The 25,306-nt window shown below is 36.9% G+C and carries 22 protein-coding genes, 1 other RNA gene and 1 riboswitch; of the genes, 8 read left to right on the forward strand and 15 right to left on the reverse strand.

Annotation, left to right across the window (positions count from 1 at the left end; all coding sequences use genetic code 11):
• Positions 1-89: 89 nt before the first annotated feature.
• The 3 genes from ilvN to CKV78_RS05155 all read right to left on the reverse strand — a co-directional run bounded on the left by ilvN (position 90) and on the right by CKV78_RS05155 (position 4,122).
• On the reverse strand, positions 90-581 hold the full coding sequence (gene ilvN / locus CKV78_RS05145; RefSeq protein ID WP_005762597.1) for an acetolactate synthase small subunit: 492 nt from the start codon (positions 579-581) through the stop codon (positions 90-92).
• Entirely contained in the window at positions 581-2,299 is a 1,719-nt protein-coding gene (locus CKV78_RS05150) for an acetolactate synthase 3 large subunit (RefSeq protein WP_005762599.1), read from the reverse strand. Before CKV78_RS05150 ends, ilvN begins: the two co-directional genes overlap by 1 nt.
• Positions 2,300-2,598: 299 nt before the next feature.
• Entirely contained in the window at positions 2,599-4,122 is a 1,524-nt protein-coding gene (locus CKV78_RS05155) for a Na+/H+ antiporter NhaC family protein (RefSeq protein WP_005762601.1), read from the reverse strand.
• 82 nt (positions 4,123-4,204) lie between these two features.
• Positions 4,205-4,380: riboswitch (Lysine riboswitch) on the reverse strand.
• A gap of 218 nt (positions 4,381-4,598) precedes the next feature.
• On the opposite strand from CKV78_RS05155, the gene CKV78_RS05160 reads away from it, so the two are divergent.
• Together CKV78_RS05160 and purU are read left to right on the forward strand one after the other, a co-directional pair.
• Entirely contained in the window at positions 4,599-5,003 is a 405-nt protein-coding gene (locus tag CKV78_RS05160) for an H-NS family histone-like protein (RefSeq protein WP_005762603.1), read from the forward strand.
• Positions 5,004-5,079: 76 nt separating this feature from the next.
• Entirely contained in the window at positions 5,080-5,916 is an 837-nt protein-coding gene (gene purU, locus CKV78_RS05165; protein WP_005762605.1) for a formyltetrahydrofolate deformylase, read from the forward strand.
• A 45-nt stretch (positions 5,917-5,961) separates the two neighbouring features.
• Here purU and modC read toward each other — a convergent pair whose 3' ends face one another.
• The 3 genes from modC to modA form a co-directional block, all read right to left on the reverse strand.
• The gene (gene modC, locus CKV78_RS05170) at positions 5,962-7,026 is read right to left on the reverse strand and encodes a molybdenum ABC transporter ATP-binding protein ModC (protein WP_005762607.1); all 1,065 of its coding nucleotides are present in this window, start codon (positions 7,024-7,026) and stop codon (positions 5,962-5,964) included.
• The gene (gene modB, locus CKV78_RS05175) at positions 7,013-7,702 is read right to left on the reverse strand and encodes a molybdate ABC transporter permease subunit (protein ID WP_005762609.1); all 690 of its coding nucleotides are present in this window, start codon (positions 7,700-7,702) and stop codon (positions 7,013-7,015) included. Before modB ends, modC begins: the two co-directional genes overlap by 14 nt.
• A gap of 151 nt (positions 7,703-7,853) precedes the next feature.
• Positions 7,854-8,618: a molybdate ABC transporter substrate-binding protein gene (modA, locus tag CKV78_RS05180; protein WP_005762610.1), complete on the reverse strand. Its 765-nt coding sequence runs from the start codon at positions 8,616-8,618 to the stop codon at positions 7,854-7,856.
• A gap of 149 nt (positions 8,619-8,767) precedes the next feature.
• Between modA and CKV78_RS05185 the strand changes: the two genes are divergently transcribed.
• From CKV78_RS05185 to CKV78_RS05195, 3 genes are all read left to right on the forward strand, one after another.
• Positions 8,768-9,565, forward strand: coding sequence for a TOBE domain-containing protein (locus tag CKV78_RS05185; RefSeq protein ID WP_005762611.1), 798 nt, complete (start codon positions 8,768-8,770; stop codon positions 9,563-9,565).
• 136 nt (positions 9,566-9,701) lie between these two features.
• Positions 9,702-10,068: a transfer-messenger RNA gene (ssrA, locus tag CKV78_RS05190) on the forward strand.
• A 277-nt stretch (positions 10,069-10,345) separates the two neighbouring features.
• A complete protein-coding gene (locus CKV78_RS05195) occupies positions 10,346-10,909 on the forward strand; it encodes a YajG family lipoprotein (protein WP_005762612.1) in 564 nt (187 codons plus the stop codon).
• 51 nt (positions 10,910-10,960) lie between these two features.
• On the opposite strand, the gene hrpA is transcribed toward CKV78_RS05195, so the two are convergent.
• The 8 genes from hrpA to ompA all read right to left on the reverse strand — a co-directional run bounded on the left by hrpA (position 10,961) and on the right by ompA (position 19,180).
• The gene (gene hrpA, locus CKV78_RS05200) at positions 10,961-14,872 is read right to left on the reverse strand and encodes an ATP-dependent RNA helicase HrpA (protein ID WP_005762614.1); all 3,912 of its coding nucleotides are present in this window, start codon (positions 14,870-14,872) and stop codon (positions 10,961-10,963) included.
• Positions 14,873-14,877: 5 nt separating this feature from the next.
• Positions 14,878-15,255, reverse strand: a complete 378-nt coding sequence (locus tag CKV78_RS05205) for a DUF423 domain-containing protein (RefSeq protein ID WP_005762616.1) — start codon at positions 15,253-15,255, stop codon at positions 14,878-14,880.
• 20 nt (positions 15,256-15,275) lie between these two features.
• Positions 15,276-15,728, reverse strand: a complete 453-nt coding sequence (locus CKV78_RS05210; protein ID WP_005762618.1) for a DUF441 domain-containing protein — start codon at positions 15,726-15,728, stop codon at positions 15,276-15,278.
• A 109-nt stretch (positions 15,729-15,837) separates the two neighbouring features.
• Positions 15,838-16,167: a Grx4 family monothiol glutaredoxin gene (gene grxD / locus CKV78_RS05215; protein WP_005762620.1), complete on the reverse strand. Its 330-nt coding sequence runs from the start codon at positions 16,165-16,167 to the stop codon at positions 15,838-15,840.
• Positions 16,168-16,251: 84 nt separating this feature from the next.
• Entirely contained in the window at positions 16,252-17,019 is a 768-nt protein-coding gene (locus CKV78_RS05220; protein WP_005762622.1) for a TPM domain-containing protein, read from the reverse strand.
• Complete coding sequence (locus CKV78_RS05225; RefSeq protein ID WP_005762624.1) at positions 17,012-17,455, reverse strand: TPM domain-containing protein; 444 nt, start codon at positions 17,453-17,455, stop codon at positions 17,012-17,014. The genes CKV78_RS05220 and CKV78_RS05225 overlap by 8 nt, the downstream gene beginning before the upstream one ends.
• 23 nt (positions 17,456-17,478) lie before the next feature.
• On the reverse strand, positions 17,479-18,060 hold the full coding sequence (locus tag CKV78_RS05230) for a LemA family protein (protein WP_005762625.1): 582 nt from the start codon (positions 18,058-18,060) through the stop codon (positions 17,479-17,481).
• 94 nt (positions 18,061-18,154) lie between these two features.
• Positions 18,155-19,180, reverse strand: coding sequence for a porin OmpA (gene ompA, locus CKV78_RS05235; protein ID WP_005762627.1), 1,026 nt, complete (start codon positions 19,178-19,180; stop codon positions 18,155-18,157).
• 548 nt (positions 19,181-19,728) lie between these two features.
• Between ompA and ydiJ the strand changes: the two genes are divergently transcribed.
• From ydiJ to hemH, 3 genes are read left to right on the forward strand one after another with little or no spacing between them, the layout of a single operon-like run.
• Positions 19,729-22,815, forward strand: coding sequence for a D-2-hydroxyglutarate dehydrogenase YdiJ (gene ydiJ, locus CKV78_RS05240; RefSeq protein WP_032855293.1), 3,087 nt, complete (start codon positions 19,729-19,731; stop codon positions 22,813-22,815).
• Between the two features lies 1 nt (position 22,816).
• Positions 22,817-23,236 (forward strand): hotdog fold thioesterase, encoded by a 420-nt coding sequence (locus CKV78_RS05245; RefSeq protein WP_005762632.1) that lies wholly within the window; start codon positions 22,817-22,819, stop codon positions 23,234-23,236.
• Positions 23,229-24,194, forward strand: a complete 966-nt coding sequence (hemH, locus tag CKV78_RS05250) for a ferrochelatase (RefSeq protein ID WP_005762633.1) — start codon at positions 23,229-23,231, stop codon at positions 24,192-24,194. The genes CKV78_RS05245 and hemH overlap by 8 nt, the downstream gene beginning before the upstream one ends.
• Before the next feature lie 41 nt (positions 24,195-24,235).
• Here hemH and selD read toward each other — a convergent pair whose 3' ends face one another.
• On the reverse strand, positions 24,236-25,291 hold the full coding sequence (gene selD, locus CKV78_RS05255; RefSeq protein ID WP_032855295.1) for a selenide, water dikinase SelD: 1,056 nt from the start codon (positions 25,289-25,291) through the stop codon (positions 24,236-24,238).
• Positions 25,292-25,306: the final 15 nt, after the last annotated feature.

The raw sequence follows: 25,306 nt of genomic DNA on the forward strand, positions 1-25,306 counted from the left end.
AAACCTATTCACATTAAAAATATCCAAATATAAAAAATACGGCTTAATCTAAAATTAAGCCGCACTTTCTGGTATTAAAAAAGAAAAAACTACAAGCAATTCTTCTCACCACGAGATAAACTAATTAATCCTGAACGTACAATTTCAATAATTTTTGTATCTTCTTGTATTGCACGAATAAAGGCATCAAGTTTGTCTTTCGTACCTGTCAGTTGAATTGTATAAGACTTAGGTGTGACATCTACAATTTGCCCACGATAAATATCCGCTAAACGCTTCAATTCATCTCTTGATCCTCCTTGAGCCTTTGCTTTAACTAACATCACTTCTCGCTCAATATGTTCGCAGTCACTTAAACTAATGACTTTAAACACATCCACTAATTTATGTAATTGCTTTTCAATTTGCTCCAATACTTTTTCATCGCCATAGGCTTCAATAGTCATTCGCGATAACGTCGGATCATCAGTAGGTGCAACAGTTAAACTTTCTATGTTGAATGCACGTTGAGAAAATAATGCAACCACACGAGATAACGCTCCAGATTCGTTTTCTAACAAAACAGATAAAATTCTACGCATTATACATTCTCCGATTTAGTTAAGATCATCTCATTCATAGCTCCCCCTCGTACTTGCATTGGATACACGTGTTCTGTTGCATCAACATTAATGTCAACAAACACTAACCTATCTTTTATAGAGAATGCCTGAGTTAATTTTTCCTCTAACTCATTCGGTGTATTAATTTGAATACCAATATGTCCATAAGCTTCAGCAAGTTTGACAAAATTCGGCAATGAATTCATATAAGACTGTGAATGACGTCCTGAATAAATAATATCTTGCCACTGTTTTACCATCCCTAGGAAACGATTATTTAAACTAATAATCACAATCGGAATTTCATATTGTTGTGCAGTAGAAAGTTCCTGGATGTTCATTTGAATGCTACCATCTCCCGTCACACACACCACCGTAGATTCTGGATACGCTAATTTGGCCCCTAAAGCAGCTGGCAAACCAAATCCCATAGTACCTAACCCACCTGAATTAATCCAACGGCGAGGCTTATCAAATGGATAATGTAAGGCAGCAAACATTTGATGTTGCCCAACATCTGATGCAATATAAGCATCGCCTTTTGTTAAACGGTAAACCATTTCTATCACTTGCTGTGGCTTGATCACTTGACTATTACGCTCAAAATCCAAGCACTTCACAGCTTTCCATTGTTCAATTTCCAGCCACCATTCATCAAGATTAGCTTGAGATTTTATTAAATTTTCATCTTCTAATAACGCTAAAAACTCATTTAATACTTTTTCTGCACTACCTACGATTGGAATTGCTGATAGCACATTTTTTGAAATCGAGCTAGGATCAATATCAATATGGATCACTTTGGCATTTGGACAATATTTGGCTAAATTATTGGTTGTTCGATCATCAAAACGCACACCAATCCCTAGAATAACATCACTATGGTGCATGGCATTATTGGCTTCGTAAGTACCATGCATCCCCAACATTCCCAAAAACTGCTTATCTGAACTTGGATAAGCCCCTAACCCCATTAAAGACGATGTCACTGGCAAATTTAACGTTTGAGCAAAACGAGTTACTTGTTCACTGCAATTCGCAATAATTACTCCACCACCAACAAATAACACCGGCTTTTTCGCTACAAGTAGGGCTTTCAATGCTTTCTTAATCTGCCCTTTATGCCCATAGACTGTTGGGTTATAAGAACGCAATTCAACTTTGTCTGGATAATGGTAAGTATATTTATTTGCTGGATTGACCACATCTTTAGGTAAATCGATAACCACAGGTCCAGGGCGCCCTGTTGAAGCAATATAAAATGCTTTTTTGATCACCTCAGGAATATCTTCCGCACTTTTTACCAAAAAACTGTGTTTTACCACTGGGCGAGAAATTCCAATCATATCGCATTCTTGAAACGCATCACTACCGATTAAACCAGACATCACTTGACCGGATAAAATCACCATTGGAATAGAATCCATATAAGCCGTAGCAATGCCCGTAATGGTATTAGTTGCCCCTGGCCCTGAAGTCACAAGCACGCAACCGACTTTTCCAGTTGCTCGAGCATAGCCATCTGCCATATGCACAGCGGCTTGCTCGTGACGGACAAGAATATGCTCAATCCCACCTAATGTATGAATTGCATCATAAATATCTAAAACAGATCCACCAGGATAGCCAAACAAAAATTCGACGCCCTCATCCCTCAAAGACTGTACAACCATTTCTGCGCCTGACAACTTTTTCATTTTCACCTCTCAAAATGACTACTATTTTTTTATATTTATCTTGTTATGTTACAAGAATGTTAAAAAGCAATATTCTTTTAAGTGTTGTATCGAAAAGGCCATTCACTGTCTAGTGATTTTTAACTGGTAAAAGAGAATAAAAAAGACATCAAATAGAATTTAAAACTAAAAATAAATAATTATTAAGAATAAAATATCATCACAACTATAAAAAACATAAAAAATGCGACATGGAGTCGCATTTTATAAATATATGATAAATTTGAAAAATTTATTGTAAAGTGTGATCTAGATCACATTTATTTACGTTTAAAAAGAAATACCAAAATAACTAATACCACACCCGTAGTTATAAAACCTAAAAGCCCTGAAAGCGTGAACCCTAAGACTAAGTAACCTAAAATTGATGCAACCGCAATTAAAATCGCATAAGGCAATTGCGTAGTTACATGATCGATATGATCACATCTTGCTCCTGTAGAGGATAAAATTGTGGTATCTGAAATTGGTGAACAGTGGTCACCACATACTGCACCTGCCATTACAGCTGATAAACAAGGGAGCATTAACTCAGGGGCTGCATTTGCTGCGATTGCAGCAGCAATTGGTAACATAATCCCAAATGTTCCCCAACTTGTCCCCGTCGAAAAGGCCATTATTGCAGTTAGAATGAATAATAATGCAGGCAATACAGAAACTGGCAAGCTATCAGATACTAATGAAGATAAGTAAACCCCTGTTTTCATATCGCCAACAACATTATTAATTGTCCAAGCAAATAATAAAATTAAGATTGCTCCCAACATTGATTTCATACCAACAATCCAAGCTGTGCGATATTCAGATAAGCTCACTTGACGATCAAGTAGAATACAAATTGTTGAAACAACCACCGCACTTACACCACCAAAAACTAAAGAAATACCCACTGTTGTATTTTCAAATGCACCTAAAATATCAAAAGGTTTATTATCTGCAGCTAACACTTCATAACCGGTATAAAGCATCATTCCTACTGTCGCAACAATTAACACTGCAATTGGCAAAACAAGGTTACGTACACGACCTTTAACACCAGTTTCTTCAACATCAAAGTGAGTAGTACTTTCTAATGCAGTACGTTCGTGTCTTGCCATTGAACCAATATCAAAGGAAAAATAAGCAACAAAAAAGACCATTAAAATAGAAAAGACTGCATAAAAGTTCATTGCACTCATTGTCATAAATGCACCAATTGGTGAATATTCAGTGATCGAATAAGTTGCGAGCAATCCGGCGATTAAAGTAATAATATAAGCTCCCCAACTTGAAACAGGCATTAGTACACACATCGGAGCAGCTGTAGAGTCTAAAATATAAGCAAGTTTTGCACGTGATACTTTAAATTTATCGGTAACAGGACTTGCAATCGCACCGACTGCTAAACTATGAAAATAGTCATCAATAAAAGTCACGAATACTAAAGAGGCCGCAAGTAATTTTGCGCCACGTCTATCTTTAATGCGTTTTTGAGCCCATTCTGCGAATGCTCTATTACTGCCAGATACCGTTAAAAGTGCGGTCAATACACCGAGTAATAATAAGAATAAAATAATATTGATGTTATTTGAATTCAGACCTTCTTCACCATAGAACAGTGATGAAACATTATTTTTCAAATAACCTAGTCCACTCAAAATATTAAAATCTGCTAGCATTAAAGAGCCAACAATAATACCAAGGCTAAGTGATAAAATAACACGACGAGTTGCAATTGCTAACAATAATGCCAATATTGGTGGGATAACCGACCAAACCGACGTTGAATAATCGATAAGTTCCATAAGTTTTCTACCTTATAAAAAAAGGGATAACCACTGAATAAATAGAGAAGTATTCTAAAAGGTAGGCAAATAAGACCTGACCCCAACCAGTAGCGCTCCATAGTGACTAAAAAGACTATGACAGTGACGTTCCTTTCGAAGACGCCACCAACCAATTAGAATGACTTCTAATTGATTTCGGCGGTCACTCCTTTCATTTTTCCTCATCGTTATCCACTCAGAAAAAATACTTATAGTGATCGCACCTCTACATATGTAGGATTGCTCAAGACTACCTGAAAAATGAACAAATGCCAATAGTTAAAAGACGATATTTTTAATAGAATGAAATAAATTGACAATAGATTGAATATTAAATATGAAAATCCCAATTGTCATAATAAAATATTATTTACCAACCCCTTTATTTACTATATCATCTGAAAAGTTAGTTATTACTAATAACTAATCTTTGCTAAATGATATGAGGAAAAAAAATGAGTGAACTACTAAAAACTCTAAATAACATTCGTAGCTTACGTGTTTTGGCTCGAGAATCCACATTGCAGCAACTAGAAGCAGCGTTGGAAAAATTCCAACAAGTTGTTGATGCAAAACGTGCAGAGGAAGAGGAAGCATTACGCCAAGAAACAGCACGTCAAGAAAGAATTGCTAAATTGAAGGAATCATTGAAGCAAGAAGGAATTACTGCAGAAGAGCTAGCTGAAATTTTAGCACAAAATCCAACTAGCCAACGTAAGAAAAGACAACCTCGTCCAGCTAAATATAAATATGTAGATGAAAATGGTGAGGTAAAAACTTGGACTGGTCAAGGAAGAACACCTCGTCCAATTCAAATTGCGTTGAATGAAGGAAAATCATTGTCTTCATTTGAAATTTAATTATTTTCCCTTTTCATATTAAAACCCATTTTTTAATGGGTTTTAATTTATTTGATATACATCTAAACGTACTATTATGATCGAAAATAAAATTCTATTAACTGATTGTCCAGATGACAAAGGGCTTATCGCTAAAATTACTAATATTTGTTATAAACATCAGCTCAACATCCTTCAAAATAATGAGTTTGTGGATTTTGAAACAAAACATTTCTTTATGAGAACCGAGTTAGAAGGTATTTTCAACGAAACAACACTTTTAGCGGACTTACAATATAGCCTCCCGACAGGAACAAATTGCCGTTTAATCAGCAAAAAACGTAAACGCATTGTTATTTTAGTGACTAAAGAAGCGCACTGTATCGGTGATATTTTAATGAAAAATTATTACGGCGGACTAGATGTTGAAATCGCAGCGGTGATCGGTAACCACGATACATTAAAAACATTAGTAGAACGTTTTGACATTCCATTCCATTGCATCAGTCACGAAAACTTAACACGTGTTGAGCACGATAAATTATTAGCAGAAAAAATTGATGAATATTCACCAGATTACATTGTATTAGCTAAATATATGCGCGTATTGAATCCTGAATTTGTAGCGCGTTATCCAAACCGAGTGATTAATATTCACCATTCATTCTTACCAGCATTTATTGGTGCAAAACCTTATCATCAAGCTTATGAGCGTGGCGTGAAAATTATTGGAGCAACTGCACATTTCATTAATAATGAATTAGACCAAGGTCCAATCATTATGCAAAATGTGATTAATGTTGACCACACTTATAATGCAGAAGCGATGATGCGTGCAGGACGCGATGTAGAAAAAACTGTTTTAAGTCGTGCGTTAGAATTAGCTTTAAACGATCGTATTTTTGTCTATAAAAATAAAACAGTTGTGCTATAGCTCCTCATAAAAGTGCGGTCATTTTTTATCAATGACCGCAACCAATTACACAACAGAGACTGCTTTCACTTGAGTAAAAACAGTTTGTCCAATTTGCAAACCTAAATCCTCTAATGCCCATTTGCTGATGGTTGCCCAAAGGTGTTTATCTGCAATCGCAATCTGAACATCTACCCTGTTTTCTCGCACCACAATATTGCTGATTGTCCCTTCTAAAATATTCCGAATACTGGTTTTTTGTGGCATTACTAAGCTAACAGAAACATCCGATCCTTTAATGCAAATACGGACTTTATCCCCCACATTCACATTCTGTTCTTTAATCCAGATTTTCTGATGACTGAGCTCACCTAGTGAAAGTGCGGTCATTTTATATGAAGTTTTATTTTCTAAAACAGGCAAAGAAAGCACCGCACTTTGTTCATCTTCTAATTTCCAAGGTAAAAATAACGGATTTTCCCAAATCGCCTCTAAAGAATCATAAGCACGTACTTTTCCATCTTCTAACAACACTACATTCTCAGCCAATCGCAGAAGCTCATCAATGCTATGTGTCACATATAAAATTGGAATTTCAATTTCTTTTGACAGTTTTTCAAGATACGTCATTAACTCTCGTTTACGTGGTAAATCTAGTGCAGAAAGAGGTTCATCCATTAACAATATTTCAGGTTTAGTCAGCAATGCTCGCCCTATCGCCACACGTTGTTTTTCCCCCCCAGATAAAGTGATTGGATAGCGTTTGAGTAAATGTTCAATACCCAACAGTGACACAATGTAATCAAATTCAGTTTGCTCAAACGCTTTCACGCCATAACATAAATTGCCCTTCACTGTGTAATGTGGAAATAAACGCGCATCTTGGAAAACATAACCGATATGGCGTTGATAAGCCGGAATACAAATATTCGTCGCTTTATCGACTAAAATACGTTGATTTAATGAAATCGCACCTTCATCGGGGTGAACTAATCCACTTACTAAATTAATTAATGAAGATTTTCCAGAGCCAGATAAGCCAAACAGTGCTGTCACCCCACGTGCTGGAATTTGTAGATTCACATCCAGGTTAAGATTGCCTAATTGCTTTTTCACATTAATTTGTAGCATTACTCTGCCCCAATTTTTTCTGCATATTTTTTGCTAACCATTCAGATAGTAATAATGAAATCAAGGAAAGGATAATTGCCAGCACACATAATCTTGCTGCTTGTTCTTCTGCACCTGGTGTCTGAATAAATGTGTACATTGCCAAAGGAATGGTTTGTGTCTCACCGGCAATATTGGACACAAAAGCAATAGTGGCACCAAATTCGCCTAATGAGCGTGCAAAGCCTAAAACTAATCCAGCTAAAATACCTGGCAAAGAAAGCGGTAAAGTAATAGTAAAAAATACACGCCAAGCGGATGCACCTAAAGTTTGTGCAGCTTGTTCTAATTTCATATCAATGCTTTCTAAAGAGAGCCGAATAGCACGCACCACTAAAGGGAAAGCCACCACCGCAGCCGCAAGCACCGCACCATTCCAACTGAAGGCAAAAGAAAAGCTAAACCAGCTATAAAGATATTTACCAATAAGACCGTTGCGCCCCATCGCAACTAACAATAAATAACCAATCACAACAGGCGGTAAGACTAAAGGTAAATGAATGATCCCACTAAGGATAGATTTGCCATAAAAATTCTTTCGAGCCAATAACCACGCCATAAAAATGGCAAAAGGCAAACTCCATAAAATCGCATTAAGCGATACACTCAAGCTTAATTTTACCGCTTGAATTTCCATCGCACTTAAGCCGAGCGAAGTAAAAAGTTCAGTAAACAAAGGCTATTCCATTATTTGAGAAAATTTTGTAAAAATTGACCGCTCTTTGCAGTAATAATTTGTAGTAACAAAAAGAATAAGGATGCCATTCAAGCATCCTTTCTCATTATAATTATTTCACAGAGAAACCGTAGCTTATAAGCACTTTTTTCGCCTCTGCTGATTCTAAATATTTCAAGAAATCACGTGTTTCAGTATTATCGCGATCTTTCAATAAAGCAACTGGATATTCCACCGCTTTGTAAGTATCCGCAGGGAACACACCAACGATTTTCACACCTTTGCTCACTTTACCATCGGTACTATATACGATACCTAATGGCGCCTCAGCACGCTCAACTAGCGCAAGTGCTGCACGCACATCTTTACCACGTGCTAATTTAGCCTCCACTTTATCCCATAATTTTAAGTTGGTTAAGGCTTCTTTCGCATATTGGCCAGCTGGTACGTGATCAGGATCGCCCACTGATAAGAAACTGTCTTTCAACTCTGCAACCCATTCACCTTTCGCCACATCCACATCTTTTAATTTGCTTGCTTCCGGCGCAATTAACACAAGCTCATTGCCTGCTAAAACTTTTTCTGTTTCTTTAATGGTTAAGTTGTTGTCAGAAAGGTGTTTCATCCATTTTGTATTTGCTGAAATAAAAATATCTGCCGGCGCGCCTTGTTCAATTTGTTTTGCTAATGTTGAAGAAGAAGCAAATGAGAAAACTAATTCTTGCTCTGGTTTTACTTTTTTATAATCTTCTGCAATTTGGTTTAATGCGTTAGTCATTGATGCTGCTGCAAATACTGTTACTTTTGCTTCTGCTGAAATAGAAAATGCTAAACACGCAGTCACAAGTGAAGCTGCGATCATTTTTAATTTAAACATTGAATTTACTCCATAAAAGTTAAGCTGATTGAGATTTAAACTTTATATAAAAAATTATACAATGGTTCGACAAATAAATGCTATATAAAAAACTGGCTTTATCTTAAAATGTGAGAAGTATCAAAATTTAGCTAAATATAAGGGAGAAAATGATGTTAAATACTGAAATTTTGCTCACAATTAAGTTACAAGAACAACTCTTTGTTGATCCTAAACGTATCCGTTTATTAAAGGAAATCCAGAAATGTGGCTCCATTAACCAAGCAGCAAAAAATGCTAAAGTGAGCTATAAAAGTGCGTGGGATCATTTAGCTGCAATGAATGAAATTAGTCCTCGTCCACTGTTAGAGCGTAACGTAGGCGGAAAAAATGGTGGCGGAACAGAATTAACTATTTATGCACAACGCTTACTTCAGCTCTATGATTTATTAGAACAAACTCAAGAAAAGGCGTTCCACATTTTACAAGATGAAAGTTTGCCGTTAGATAGCGTATTACACGCCACTGCACGTTTTTCCTTACAAAGTAGTGCGAGAAATCAATTCTTTGGTGAAATAGTCAATCTTCGGCATCAAAATATTCACTGCTTTGTGGACATTCAAATTAAAGGTTTCCCAAGCCTATTGACTGTCTCTATTACAGAAAAAAGTGCGGTGCGTTTAAAATTAGTTTTGGGCAAAGAAGTGATGATGATGATTAAAGCACCTTGGGTCAAAGTACATCGAGAACACCCCACTGATAATGTAATTAACGTTTTCCCAGTTACAGCGCAAAAAATCACAGACAAAGGTAATGTGGAAGAAGTTATCCTTAACTTAAATCATAACGATACGGAAGAAACTGTTGAGTTCTGCGCAACGCTCAACAAATCTGAAAATATCAAACAACAAGAAAAAATCTGGATTAGCATCGATCCTGAACAAGTGATCTTAGCGACACTTTACTAATCTCAAATCAGTAGGGGAATTTTCCCCTACTTTTTCAAACGCTCAACTCAATATTCAAAATCAGATAAATATCACCGCACTTTCCATTAAAGTCTTTTATTTCTTAGGTGTTTTTGATAGACTATGCCAACTTTTTGGGGCTGATTCTGGATTCGACGGGATTAGCGAAGCCCAAGGTGCACGTCGAGGTGCGGTAGGCCTCGTAAATAAACCGCAAAAAAATAGTCGCAAACGACGAACAATACGCTTTAGCAGCTTAATAACCTGCTCATAGCCTTCTCTCCCCAGCTTCCGCTCGTAAGACGGGGATCAAGAGGAGTCAAATTCAAACGAGATCGCGTGGACGCCTCCGCTTGAGGATCGAAACGTTAAATTGAATCAAGCTAGTTTATCTATCGCGTGTCTGTCCGCAGTGGGTAAATGAAATTAAAGACAAGACTAAACGTGTAGTGCTGAAGGTAGAGTAATTTCGGACGCGGGTTCAACTCCCGCCAGCTCCACCACCGAATTGCAATAAAGATTTAATAAAAGCCAGAATAATTAATATTCTGGCTTTTTTATATTCTGTTACATAGTGACTCACTAAGAATAACTAGATATATTTCTATATTCCTATTCTTACATATTTTCCATTGTCTATTTATTTAGTAAATATCTTATAACCATTTTCTTAATTCATAATATTTTCTGTAATTTAAAATTAAAAATAAAATCTATATCACAGAAATTAACTTCATAATTAAATATAATGTAAAAATTCGTAACAAATGGGAGAACAAAATGAAAAAAATCTTACTAATTGGATTAGCAAGCCTTGCAATTGCTGGTTGTTCATCTACACCAGCCTCACTAAATTTTACACCAAGCGATCTAAATCCAGTATCAGCTAAACAAAAAATTGATGCAGAAATTAAAACAATCAATATATCAATAGCAACTAAAGAAGAACAAAAAGGAGAACTACAAGTTGGTGTATTTGGCAATACATATGAACAATCATTTAAAACAACATTCCAGAATTCATTAGAAGAATCATTAGCTAAAACTGCAATTTTCAAAGATGATGCTAAAATCAAATTAACATTATTAGCGAAAGTATTGAGATTCCAATCACCAGGTAGTGGTATTAATTTCGATACTCATATGACTGTAAAATATGACTTTATTGATAGAAGCTCAGGGGAAAGTATTTATAACATTGAAATTAATAGCTTTGGTGCAGTTCCTTTTGATTATGACTTTATGGGTGCAATACGAGCCACCGAAGCAAGAAATAGAGCTGTGAAAAATAATATTCATCAATTAATTGAACGATTGAAGAACGATAGATTTGTTAGAAAATAATACTTAATTAATATTAAAAAGGCAGAAATATCTGCCTTTTATTTTTTGCGCTTAACCTAATTCTTTAATCGCATTTAAAATCCGTTTGTCTGAAATTGGGTATTTTGTGCCGAGTTGTTGGGCAAATAAGCTCACTCGCAATTCCTCGATCATATATGGAATTTCTTTTATTTCATTAGAGTGCGGTTTAGATTTTGGCAGTTTTGCAAGAAGTTGCTGATACGCTTGGTTGACTTGCTCCACTCTTAACATCGCAGCACGATCACGATTCACATCTTGCAACAATTTATCAATCCGTTTATCAATACCTTGTAAATAACGTTGTAAGTCACTCAAACGAGCATACCCTGTTTTTTGTACAAAACCTTGATAAATCAAACCATTTAACTGGGCTTTGATATCAGATAACGCAAATGCCATGGTGAAATCCATTTTACCTTTTAAGCGTTTGTTAAGCTCATAAGTTAAAGTCAAAATTTGTTCCACCTGTTTAGCAATTTCAACGGTGGTTTCATTTAGGTTTTCACGAATAAAATCACGCAATTTATCAAAATCCGCTTCATTCCAAACCAATCCACCAAAATCGGTAATCAGCTTATCTACGGCACAGGCAATACAATCGTCAATCAAGTCCAATACTCGCCCAAAGGGTGTGAAATACAAACCAAGTTTCGATTTATTCGGCAGTTTTTCGTGTAGATATTTAATCGGCGAAGGCACGTTGAGCAATAATAATCGGCGTAAGCCCTGTTGCATTGCGACCTGCTGCTCAAATTCCGTTTCAAATAATTTAATCCCTACTGCTTCTTTTTCATCGACAATCGCAGGGAAAGCTTTCACCGTAAAGCCTCGTTTTTTCTGCTCATAACATTGTGGCAAGCTGTCGAAGTTCCAAACATGGATACCACTTTGCTCGATACCATCATCTGCCACCGCAGAAATGCTTTCTTGAACCTGATCTTTTAATTGGAATTTCAGGCTATCTAAATCCATTGATTCAGCAATTTTTTTACCTTTATCATCAATCACTCGGAACGTCATTTTTAAATGACTTGGCAACTGATCTAATTGCCAACTTTCAGGCTCAACACTCACACCTGTCATTCGACGCAGTTCATAAATCAGGCTTTCTAAAATCGGCTTTTCAAGCGGTTTTACTCGCCCTAAAAATGCCTCAGCGTAATTTGGTGCTGGTACAAAATTACGGCGTAAAGATTTTGGTAGGGACTTGATTAATGCAATAATCAATTCTTTGCGTAAGCCCGGAATTTGCCAATCAAACCCTTTCATTTCTACTTGGTTTAATAAAGGTAATGGAATATGTACCGTCACGCCATCGGCATCAGTACCGGGTTCAAATTGATAGCTGAGCTTGAATTTTAAATTGCCTTGATGCCAGAAATTCGGGAAATCCAACTCACTCACTTGTTCGGCATCTTCTTTCGTTAAAAAGGCTTTTTCAAAATTGAGTAATTCGGGGTCTTGTTGGCTGACTTTTTTCCACCAGCTATCAAAATGGCGTTGCGACACTACTTCCGTACCAATACGCTGGTCATAAAACTCAAACAAAGTACGTTCATCCACCAAAATATCACGGCGACGACTTTTATGTTCTAAATCCTCAATTTCGCGGATTAATTGGCGATTTTGGTGAAAAAACTTATGTTTGGTAAACCAATCCCCTTCGACTAATGCAGATTGAATAAAAATTTCGCGGCTCATTTGTGGATCTATCGAGCCATAATTCACTGGGCGACTTGCTACAATTGGCACACCATACAAACTCACTTTCTCATCTGCCATCACTGCGCCTTTGGATTTTGACCAGCGAGGCTCGGCGTAGGATTTTTTAATCAAGTGCGTAGCTAATGGCTCGATCCATTCTGGGTCAATATCAGCGACCATTCGCCCCCAAAGTCTTGAGGTTTCGACGAGCTCAGCAGCCATACACCATTTCGGCTGTTTCTTAAATAAAACGGAGTTAGGGAAAATCGCAAAATGCGCATTGCGAGCACCTAAATACTGCTGTTTTTCACTTTCTTTCATCCCAATATGCGATAGCAAACCACTTAAAAGTGCGGTGTGAATTTGTGAATATTCTGCTGGCTGAGAATTTATTGGCAGCCCCATTTCACGCACAGTGAGGCGAATTTGATGATAAATATCCTGCCATTCACGGATTCTTAAATAGTTCAAATAATCCTTTTGACATAAACGGCGAAATTGATTTTTAGAAAGTTCTTTTTGCTGAGTTTGAATAAATTGCCATAAATTTAAAAAGGCTAGAAAATCTGATTTTTTATCCGCAAAACGGCGATGTTTATCATCTGCTGACTGTTGTTTTTCTTGTGGTCGCTCACGTGGATCTTGAATCGATAACGCCGAAACAATAATCATCACTTCGTGTAAACAATTTAATTTGACTGCGGTCAACAACATTTTTGCCAAACGAGGGTCAACTGGCAACTGCGCTAACTGTCTACCTACTTGCGTTAATTGACGTCTTTCACCAAATTTTGCTTTGACGAAATGGAAAGCCTCTAATTCTTCTAATAGCTTGATCCCATCTTGAATATTACGTTTATCAGGGGCATCTACAAAAGGGAAGGCATCAATATCATCCAATCCAAGTGCGGTCATTTGTAAAATAACCGAAGCAAGATTCGTGCGTAAAATTTCAGGATCAGTAAATTCTGGACGGTTATTAAAATCATCTTCTGAATACAAGCGGATACAAATCCCTTCACTTACACGACCACAACGCCCCTTACGCTGATTTGCCGAAGCCTGAGAAATCGGCTCAATTGGTAAACGTTGTACTTTAGTGCGGTAACTATAACGGGAAATACGCGCTGTACCAGGGTCAATCACATATTTAATACCAGGCACAGTTAGCGAGGTTTCAGCTACGTTAGTTGCAAGCACAATGCGATTTAAACCAGATGGATTAAAAATTTTATTCTGTTCTTGTGCTGATAAACGAGCAAAGAGCGGTAGAATTTCAGTTTGTTTTAAATCCTGTTTTTGCAAGGCTTCAGCAGTATCACGAATTTCACGTTCACCATTCAGAAATATCAGAATATCGCCGCGTCCTTCAGCCTGTAACTCATCTACTGCATCTAAAATAGCTTGTAATTGATCTTGCTCTTCAGTTTCAACAACGGGACGATAACGCACTTCAACAGGATAAGTTCTACCCGAGACCTCAATAATTGGTGCATTATTAAAATGTTTGGAGAAACGCTCTACATCAATTGTTGCAGAAGTGATGATCACCTTAAGATCAGGGCGTTTTGGTAAAAGCTGTTTTAAATAACCAAGAATGAAATCATTATTTAAACTGCGTTCATGGGCTTCATCAATGATTAACGTATCATATTGATTTAAAAAGCGATCGCTTTGAATTTCGGCTAATAGAATACCATCGGTCATCAATTTGACCATCGTATTTTCACTGATTTGATCCGTGAAACGGACTTTATAACCGACTAAATCGCCAAGTTCAGTGTTTAATTCTTCTGCGATACGTGTTGCCACTGAACGAGCAGCAATACGGCGAGGCTGCGTATGGCCAATTAAGCCTTTTGTGCCTAAACCTAGCTCCAAGCACATTTTCGGTAATTGAGTCGTTTTCCCCGATCCTGTTTCACCGGCAATCACCACTACTTGATGTTGTGCTATTAGTTTTTGGATTTCTTCTTTACGCTGACTTACTGGGAGGTTTTCAGGAAACTCGATATTTTTAACCGCACTTTTACGCTGATTGAAGCGTTCTTGTGCTAACTGGATTTGTGACTGAATTTCAGCTGCGACTGCTTGTTGCGCTTGTTCATTTTTAATAGTGCTAATGCCTTTAATTCGAGCCAACAGCTGACGATAATCTCCATTCATTACTTCATTCAGTGAAGATAATAGGGATTTTTGTAACGTGCTAAATTCCGTTTTTCTTAAATTCTTCTTCATACCACTTAATTTTTAATACTTCGATATGCTAATGCTACCCAACCAATTAAAAATAATGTTCCGCCAATTGGTGTCGCCCATACCAAGGCTTTGCTTGCACCTAACGCTAATAAATATAAGCTGCCACTAAAAAGTAAAATGCCAAATGACCAAGTTGTGCCAATCACAGAAATGCATCTATCACAATCAATACGTAAATAAGACTGTAAACCACCAAGCATCATCAATGCGACTGTGTGGAACATTTGATATTTTAAACCAGTTTCAATCCACGCAAGGGCTTGTGAGGAAAGTGTTTTTTCTAAGCCGTGTGCTGCAAATGCACCAAATGCGATACAAAAAAATCCACTTAATGCAGAAATAAATAACCATTTATTTTTCATTGATTGTTCCTTATTTAACTTTATGATTTACCTAAAAATAATGAAAGAATACCTGCCGCAATTAATGGTCCAACTGGAATGCCTCCAGCAAAAGCAACTCCTAAAATCGTGCCAATTAATAGCCCCGTCAATAATACAGGCTGTGCACCCATTAAGCCAATACCTCGACCGCCAAGCCAGGCTACTAACAAGCCGACAGCAACTGCTAGCCACATTCTCAAGTTTAAGAAAATGCTCACATCAGGTAATTGAATTTTGCCTGATACAATTGGGCTTAATACACCAATCGTCAGAATAATGAGCCCAATATTGATACCATTTTTTTCCATAAATGGAATATATTGCGCTAAAAATGTTTGTTGCATTAATAGCAAAATAGCGGCTGAAATTGTCACTGAACTGTTATTACTTAATACACCGAGCAAAATCAATACTACTAATAATAATGCGACGGAATTAAACTGTAAGGACATAAAACTCTCTAAAAGTGTGGTTAATTTTAGCAACGAATTATAACAAGTTATTATTTGTTTGTGATGCTGATTAAAAAAGAAAACCCGCAAAATTGCGGGCTTTAAGTGATTATTCTTGTGGATGTTTTGCTGCCACTTCAGCTAATAAAGTTTGTAATTCACCTTGTTGGAACATTTCTAACATAATGTCACAACCACCTACTAGCTCACCTTCAACCCATAATTGTGGGAATGTTGGCCAGTTTGCATATGTTGGTAATTCAGCACGAATATCAGGGTGCTGTAAAATGTCAACATAACCAAAAGGCACTTTGCAATGCATCAATGCTTCTACTGCACGCGCTGAAAAGCCACAAGATGGGAATTTTGGTGAGCCTTTCATATAAATAAGAATAGGATTTTCACTGATTTGTTTTTTGATTTTATCTAAGGTTTCCATAATTATCCTCGAAAGTAAGTAAACGGTTGTATTGTAACACAGAGAAAAAAACTGACCAATAACCCGACTGGAATAATCAACTATTTACCAGCTACCGCCAGCACCACCGCCACCGAAACTGCCGCCGCCGAATCCACCACCAGATCCGCTACCACCACCAAATCCACCGAAACCACCTCCGCCACGATAGTTACTACTGCGTCCGAATGTAGTACCTCTACGTGATGAATTATGTCCTGTTGGGCTAATATAAGGTGTTGCACGTAAGTCGCTTAATACAACAAATAAGATGAATACAACGACCATAAAAATTGGAATATAATCTTCCCAACTGTCTTCGTCTGCAACTTGATTTGGATCAAACTCACCTTTGCTAGTTGCAATAATGTAGTTTAAACCGTTATTAATCCCTTCTGCATACTGACCTTGTTTAAAATAAGGTGTAATTTGATTACGAATAAGTTGAGATAAAAAGGCATCGGGCAATATCCCTTCTAAGCCTTGTCCAACACCGATGAATATTTTACGGTCATCTTTAGCAACTAACATTAATACGCCATTATTCAATTGCTTACGCCCAATTCCCCATTTATCAGCGAGCTCAAATGTATATTGCGAAATCTCATATTCTTCCGTTGAGGGAATGATAACTACTGCAATTTGTGAGCTCGTTTCTTTACTATAAGAAATTAACTTTTGCTCTAATGCCCCTTTCTCGCTAGCCGATAATGTGTTGGTGTAATCATTAATATATTGGAGCGGATTCGGCGAAGGTGGAAATTGTGCTGCAAAAGCAGATAATGTAAAGAAAAAAGAGAAAAAAATGACCGCACTTTTTAACCATTTAACCATTGATAATCACCTCATTGTCTAATTCATTCTTATCATTTGGTTGAATAGGAAAGTGTAAAGCAAGCTCTTTTCCTGTATTTTCAATTGCAGTTACAATGCCTTCTGTGTAGTTGCCTTGACGAAAATGACTCACCATCACATCACATTGTTGCTGCCAAAATTGTTCACCAACATATTGATGAATACCATAATCACCAATAATCGAGCATTGATGAGATTTAAATGCAACATAAATTAAAACACCATTACGTGCACTAGTTTCTTGCATGCCAAGCTCATTAAAAATTTGCAATGCACGTTCTATGCCTGAACTCGTTTGTTTAGGCATTTTGCTTTCCACATAAACACGCAATTCTGCCGAGCTTTTCTGCTCAAGTTGAGAAATTGCTTTCTCAACTTGTTGTTTATCGATTGGAATTTTTGAAAATAAAGCCATTTCATTCTCTTAATTAAAAATTGTTAATTAAAATTCACTACTGGTGCATTTGCTGCACCCTCTACTGATTTGAAATATGGTTTTTCTTTAAATCCAAATAACATGGCTACTAACTTAGTTGGGAATTGACGCACTTTTTGGTTATAAATACGTGCTGCTTCGTTAAATTTATTACGGGCAACATTGATACGATTTTCTGTACCTTCAAGCTGTGCCTGTAAATTCATAAAGCCTTCATTTGCTTTCAATGCTGGATATTGTTCAACAGTTACTAATAAACGCGATAACGCAGAGCCCACTTCATTTTGATTTTGTTGGAATTGGGCAAGTTGTTCTTCAGTAAGATTAGCAGGATCAATTTTTGTTTGAGTTGCTTTTGCACGAGCTTCAATCACTTGTGTTAAAGTGCTTTTCTCAAAATCAGCTTGACCTTTCACTGTATTGACTAAATTTGGAATTAAGTCTGCACGACGTTGGTAAGAAGATTCCACATTTGCCCATACGGAATCAATCTCTTCTTCTGCTTTCACTAAGCCATTATAACTAGTCATTAACGTAAAACCAGCAACAATAGCAATTAAAATCAATACTATCCACTTTTTCATAGAATGTCCCTCATAAACAGAAACTAATCAAATAAAAGAAAAGCCTAAACATTTGTTTAGGCCTTTCAAAAAACATATTAAATTAACAAATTAATTATTTGTTACCTTTAACAGAGATTTCAACACGACGGTCATCAGCTAAACAAGCGATAAGTGCTTTACGACCTTTAACTGAATCACATTTGTTACCTGTTACTGGGCTAGATTCACCCATACCAGTTGCGCTGATTGCTTGTGGAGCAACACCTTTAGATACTAAGTAGTTAGCTACTGTATCTGCACGACGTTGTGATAATTTTAAGTTGTAAGCATCAGAACCTAAACGGTCAGTGTAACCTGCAACTGCTACTGAAGCAGATTGTAATTGTGCGATTTCACCATAGATACCATCTAATACACCTTGAGCTTCAGGTTTTAAGTTAGCTTTGTCAAAAGCAAAAGTCACATCAGAGTTTAAAGTGAATTTTTTGCTGATAACTTCAGGAACAACCATTGCACCTTGACCAAAACGGTAAGTTAAACCAGCACTTACAGAACCTACGCTTGGAGTGAAGTCAAGACGGTCACCATTTGCTTTTTCAAGTTTACCTACACCGTTGACCCATTGGTATTCTAAACGAGCTGCTAATTCTGGAAGAATCGCATACTCAATACCACCAGCAAATACTGGAGATACTTTTAAGCTATGAGCACGAGCATCTTTAGTACCTTTTGCTTTATAATCTGAACGAATTAAAGCAGCACCAACACGTGCATATGCATCTAAATCAGCAATTACTGGATAGCTTGCTTTTAAACTTAAATGTGTACCATGATTAGTCATTTTAGCGCTAAAATTTTCTGCTTTGTTAACACCTTTAACACGACCAAAATCATCATAACCTAATTCAACAGCAAAATTATCAGTGATTTGATAACCACCAAATACACCGTAAGTTACAGAGTTACGTTTGATACCAACTGGACCGCCATTTTTGCTGTCAAGTTGATTTAAACCATCATGGAAAGAAGCCCAACCAGCTTTAGTACCTACATAAAATGTATTAGCTTGTGGAGCTGCTTGTGCCGCTGTAGCTGCTGCTAGTGCAGCGATAGTTAATGCGATTGCAGTTTTTTTCATTTGGATGATCCTCTTATCATTTAGTCATCTTTATTAAACCAAATTCCAGCGTAATCGCTGAAATTTGAAACACAAAACTTGTGTTCTATTTTCCATCTTAAACGCTTTTAAGTTAAATGTGAACTCTTTTTAACCTAACACAAGCGCCTTTACAATAAACTAGATAAATTTACTGATTTAATTTTTAATGTAAATTATTTTCCCTTTTTTATTCAAAGAGAAGTTCTAATTTACGATATTATCCTACCTTAAAAAGGTAAGGTCAAATTTTTTCACCAATTTGTTTGAATTTCAAGCTAAAAATATCATTTTTCTTTCCATAAATCATATAAATTTATTCCGAAACAATGTATGAATCGTAAACAAATCTGGATATAAAGCCTAAATAAAAAAAGAGTTCAAAATTTTCCAGATAAAAGATCTTTGCCTAATACTAATCTATGTTAAACTGCTATCAAATTCATTTTTCAGATGAAAAATTATACAATATTGACCTTAAATAAAATACACATTATTTTTTATTACATTAAAATGATAGAGTGATGAAAATGCTACCTCGTTTAAAAAATATTCCCGATATCTCACCTCTTGTATTGAATTATATCAATGAGTTACAAAAACAACATTTTTCGGGGGATATTGCGGTAAGCTACTCCGACCGGCTAAGCCTTGCGACTGATAACAGCGTTTACCAACAACTTCCTCAAGCACTTTTATTCCCTAAATCAACAGCAGATGTAGTAATTCTGACTAAACTCGCACAAAAAGAAAATTATAAAACACTGACATTTACTCCTCGTGGGGGAGGAACAGGGACCAACGGGCAATCACTCAATAATAATATCATTGTTGATCTTTCTCGTCATATGACACAAATCCTTGAACTCAATGTTGAACAGCGTTGGGTTCGCGTACAAGCAGGTGTCGTGAAAGACCAATTAAACCAGTTTTTGAAGCCATATGGGTTCTTCTTTTCGCCAGAACTTTCAACTAGTAATCGTGCAACTCTAGGCGGAATGATTAATACCGATGCTTCTGGTCAAGGTTCTCTACAATATGGAAAAACTTCTGATCACGTTTTGGGATTACGTGCTGTTTTAGTTAATGGCGAGGTTATTGATACACAAACGATCAAAACGGAAGATTTTGCGAACACACTTAAACAGCAAGGTCTAACTAAAAACAGCCAGTTCTTACACCAAGAGGTCTTCCAACGTTGCAAAGAAAAACGAGATACAATTCTCAACGACTTACCACCACTGAACCGTTTTCTAACAGGTTATGATCTCAAAAACGTGTTTAATCAAGATGAGTCTGAATTTAATTTAACTCGTATTTTAACAGGCTCTGAAGGATCACTAGCATTTATTTGCGAAGCAACATTAGATCTCACCCAAATTCCACAATATCGCACATTAATTAATATTAAATACAACTCATTTGATTCGGCATTACGTAATGCCCCATTCATGGTGAAAGCAAACGCTCTTTCTGTTGAAACAATTGACTCCACCGTACTTAATTTAGCAAAACAAGATATTATTTGGCATTCTGTTAATGAATTATTGACAGAGAATGAGAACAATCCAATCCTTGGGCTAAATATTGTAGAATATGCAAGCAACGATAAGTACAAAATTCAACGCCAAGTGACCGCACTTTGCCAAGCACTTGATGAAAAAATTGCCAATCAACAAGATGGCATTATTGGTTATCAAGTGTGTTCTGATTTACCCTCTATTGAACGTATTTATGCAATGCGTAAAAAAGCGGTAGGTTTATTAGGGAACGCAAAAGGTGCTGCAAAACCCATCCCATTTGTAGAAGACACTTGCGTGCCACCAGAACATCTCGCCGATTATATTGCAGAATTCCGCGCCTTATTAGACCAACACAATTTACAATACGGAATGTTTGGTCACGTTGATGCTGGCGTATTACACGTTCGCCCTGCACTTGATTTATGTGATCAACAACAAGTGCTACTATTCAAACAAATTTCTGATCAGGTTGCCGAATTAACACGCCAATATGGTGGTTTAATTTGGGGGGAACACGGTAAAGGCATGCGTTCACAGTACGGTGAAAAATTCTTTACCCCAGAATTATGGCAAGAACTACGTTATATCAAATTCTTATTTGATCCTGATAACCGCTTAAACCCGGGTAAAATTTGTACACCGTTACACAGTAAAGATGAACTGTATTCTATTCTTTCTCCAATGCGAGCAGATAATGATCGGCAAATTCCAATTAAAATGAAAGAGCAATTTAGCGGTGCAATGAATTGTAACGGTAATGGGCTTTGCTTTAACTTTGATGTGCATAGCACAATGTGCCCTTCGATGAAAATCAGCAAAAATCGTCTATTTTCACCTAAGGGACGTGCAGCAATGGTCCGAGAATGGCTTCGTTTGTTATCACTCGAAAATGTATCACCTGAACAACTTGATTTCCGTGAGCAAGAAGTGAAGTTAACGGATCTGGTAAGTAAAGTTCGTCATTCTGTACAGAAATGGCATGGTGAATACGATTTCTCACACGAAGTGAAAGCAACGATGGATACTTGTCTTGCATGTAAAGCTTGTGCCAGTCAATGCCCAATCAAAATTGATGTACCGCATTTTCGTTCAAAATTCTTACATTTCTACCATAGTCGCTACTTACGCCCATTAAAAGATCATGTGATTTCCAATATCGAATATATTGCTCCTTTGATGGCAAAACAACCTGAATTTTTTAATTTCTTCACTGCAGCAAAAATCACTCAATCTATTACGAAAAAAGTATTAGGTGTGATCGATTTACCTCTACTTTCCTCACCTTCATTGCAAAAACAATTAGTTGAGATTGGCTACCAAGGCTATTCCTTAGAAGCACTTGAGCAACTAAATGCGGTAGAAAAACAAAAAACTTTATTGATCGTACAAGATCCATTTACATCCTATTACGATGCAAAAATTGTAGCTGATTTTGTTGAATTGGCTCAAAAATTAGGCTACAGACCTGTATTGTTGCCATTTAAGCCAAATGGTAAAGCACAACATGTGAAAGGTTTCCTTACTCGTTTTGCGAAAACAGCTAAAAATCAGTCAGACTTCTTAGCTCGAATGGCAAAACTTGGTTTACCGTTAGTCGGTGTTGACCCTGCTATTGTATTGACTTATCGTGATGAATATAAAGAGATATTAAAAGAAAAACGTGGTGAATTCCAAGTCCTAACCTCTCACGAATGGTTAAAAACACAGTTAGACACACTTAAAGCAACACTGCAAAATATTGAAAAAACTGACCGCACTTTTACACCACAACAATGGCATTTATTCCCACATTGTACGGAGTCTACTGCGCTACCAAATAGTGCAAAAGAATGGCAACAAATTTTTGCTTTATTTCAACAAGAACTAAGCGTAGAAAATGTCGGTTGCTGTGGAATGGCTGGAACGTTTGGACACGAAACGAAACATTTTGATATGTCTGCCGCCATTTATGGCTTATCTTGGGCGAAAAAACTAGCCGGAAAAGATCCTGAATTTTGCCTTGCTACAGGTTATTCTTGTCGCAGCCAAGTAAAACGTTTTGAAAAATGGCAACTTAAACACCCAGTACAGGCTTTACTCACACTATTGAAATAAAATGATTTGGACAAAACATCATTCTCTTGAACAAATGAACGCAATGAGTGCCAATTGTGCCATTGCACATTTAGGTATTTCTTTCACTGCTAAAGGTGATAACTGGCTTGAAGCAACGATGCCTGTGGATAAACGCACAACACAACCAATGGGTTTTTTGCACGGCGGACTTTCAGTAGCATTGGCAGAAACTATTGGCTCTATGGCGGGCTTTTGTTGTATAAAGGATAACCAAGGTATCTTTGGTTTAGAAGTTAATGCAAACCACTTACGTCCAGTAAAACAAGGAAATGTGACGGCTCGTGCTACGCCTATTCATCTAGGTAGTAAAACACAGGTTTGGCAAATTCAAATTAGAGATGACAATGATAACTTATGTTGTATTTCTCGTTTAACTCTTTCAGTGATTAACTATGAATAAAACAAAAATAGGTGTACTGCTTATTAATTTGGGCACACCCGACAGCCCAACACCAAAAGCGCTTTCCCGTTACCTTTGGCAATTTTTAACAGACCCTCGTGTTGTAGATTTACCCCGTTATAAATGGTGGCCATTATTAAAATGTGTGATTTTGCCAATGCGTTCAAAACGTGTTGCTAAAAATTATGCATCCATTTGGACAGATCAAGGTTCTCCATTATTAAACATAACTCGTCAACAACAACAAGCATTACAGCAATATTTTGATGAAAATAATCACAATATCTACGTTGAAATTGGAATGACTTATGGCAATCCATCAATGCAAAGTGCGGTAGAAAAACTGATTGTTCAACAAGTGGAAAAAATTATTGTGTTACCACTCTACCCGCAATATAGCAGCTCAACTACAGGCGCAGTATTCGATGCTTTTGCGAATGTGTTGAAAGAACAACGCAATATGTTGCCATTCGATTTTATTCACTCCTATCATCTCAACGAAGATTACATCTCAGCATTAGTAAACTCAATCAAAGCGGAATTTAAAGATGATGAATTCCTACTCTTCTCTTTCCACGGTATTCCACTTCGTTACGAAACAATGGGCGACTATTATCGTGAACATTGCCGTCAAACAGTAATTGCTGTTGTTGATCGTTTAGGGCTAACTGAAAATCAATGGAACCTGTCTTTCCAATCACGTTTTGGGCGTGAAGAATGGCTACAACCTTATACTGATAAGTTTTTAGAAAAAGCAGCAAGTGAAAATATCCAAAAAGTTGTTGTTATTTGCCCTGGCTTTTCCGCTGACTGTTTAGAAACTTTAGAAGAGATCGAAGAAGAAAACAAAGAGATCTTTATAAACAATGGTGGCGTCTCATATCGCTATATTCCCGCACTCAATGCTTCTCCCCAACATATTAAAATGATGGCAAATTTAATTTTAAACAAACTCTAAAAAAAACAAAGGCGGAGAATACTCCGCCTTTTCTTTTATCGTTAAATTACCCGAACTTTAACCGCACTTTCCTCTCTATTAGCTAACAAATGCCCTACTTCAATTAAATGAATACCTTGCTGCTGAGCAATATTTTTAACTTCTTGCTCTGTATTAGGTTGTACTGCGATTAGTAAACCACCTGAAGTTTGAGGATCACATAAAACTGCTTTTTGAAATGCCGTCATCTCGCTCACTTTATGTCCATAGCTCTGAAAATTTCGATCTGTGCCACCGGGAATACAACCTTTTTCAATATAACTTGGCACATCATCTAACATCTCAATTTTAGAAAAATCCACTTCAGCCGTGAGGTTTGAACCTTCACAAATTTCGATCAGATGCCCTAATAAACCAAATCCTGTCACATCAGTCATTGCGGTTACACCTTCCAATTCAGCAAACTGGCTACCAATAGTGTTCATCTTACACATTGTCTCGGTTGCTAAACCTTTATGTTTTTCTTTTAATTTACCTTTTTTCTCTGCGGTCGTTAACACACCAATACCGAGTGGCTTCGTTAAAAATAATTTACAGCCTGCTTGTGCTGAAGCATTTTTTTTCACTTTTTCAGTGCTAATCACACCTGTAACGGCCAAACCAAAAATCGGTTCTGGGGCATCAATTGAATGTCCACCAGCTAACGCAATTCCTGCTTCTTTACAAGCAAATCGACCACCATCAACAATTTTTTGTGCAACTTCAGGTGGCAGTAATTTAATTGGGAACCCTAAAATTGCAATCGCCATAATTGGTTTACCGCCCATTGCAAAAATATCACTGATGGCATTAGTCGCCGCAATTCGACCGAAATCAAAAGGATCATCAACAATTGGCATAAAAAAGTCGGTTGTACTAATAATACCGATACCATTACCAATATCATAAACTGCCGCATCATCTTTGGTTTCATTGCCTACTAATAGATTGGGATCAACCCATTTTTCCATTTCAGAATGTAAAATTTGCTCAAGCACTTTTGGTGAAATTTTACACCCACAACCAGCTCCGTGGCTGTACTGAGTTAAACGAACAGTACTTGCAATAGTTTGGTTCATTTCTTGCTCAAGTGC

Origin of the sequence: Pasteurella dagmatis (genome assembly GCF_900186835.1) — a bacterium.
Lineage (GTDB): Bacteria > Pseudomonadota > Gammaproteobacteria > Enterobacterales > Pasteurellaceae > Pasteurella > Pasteurella dagmatis.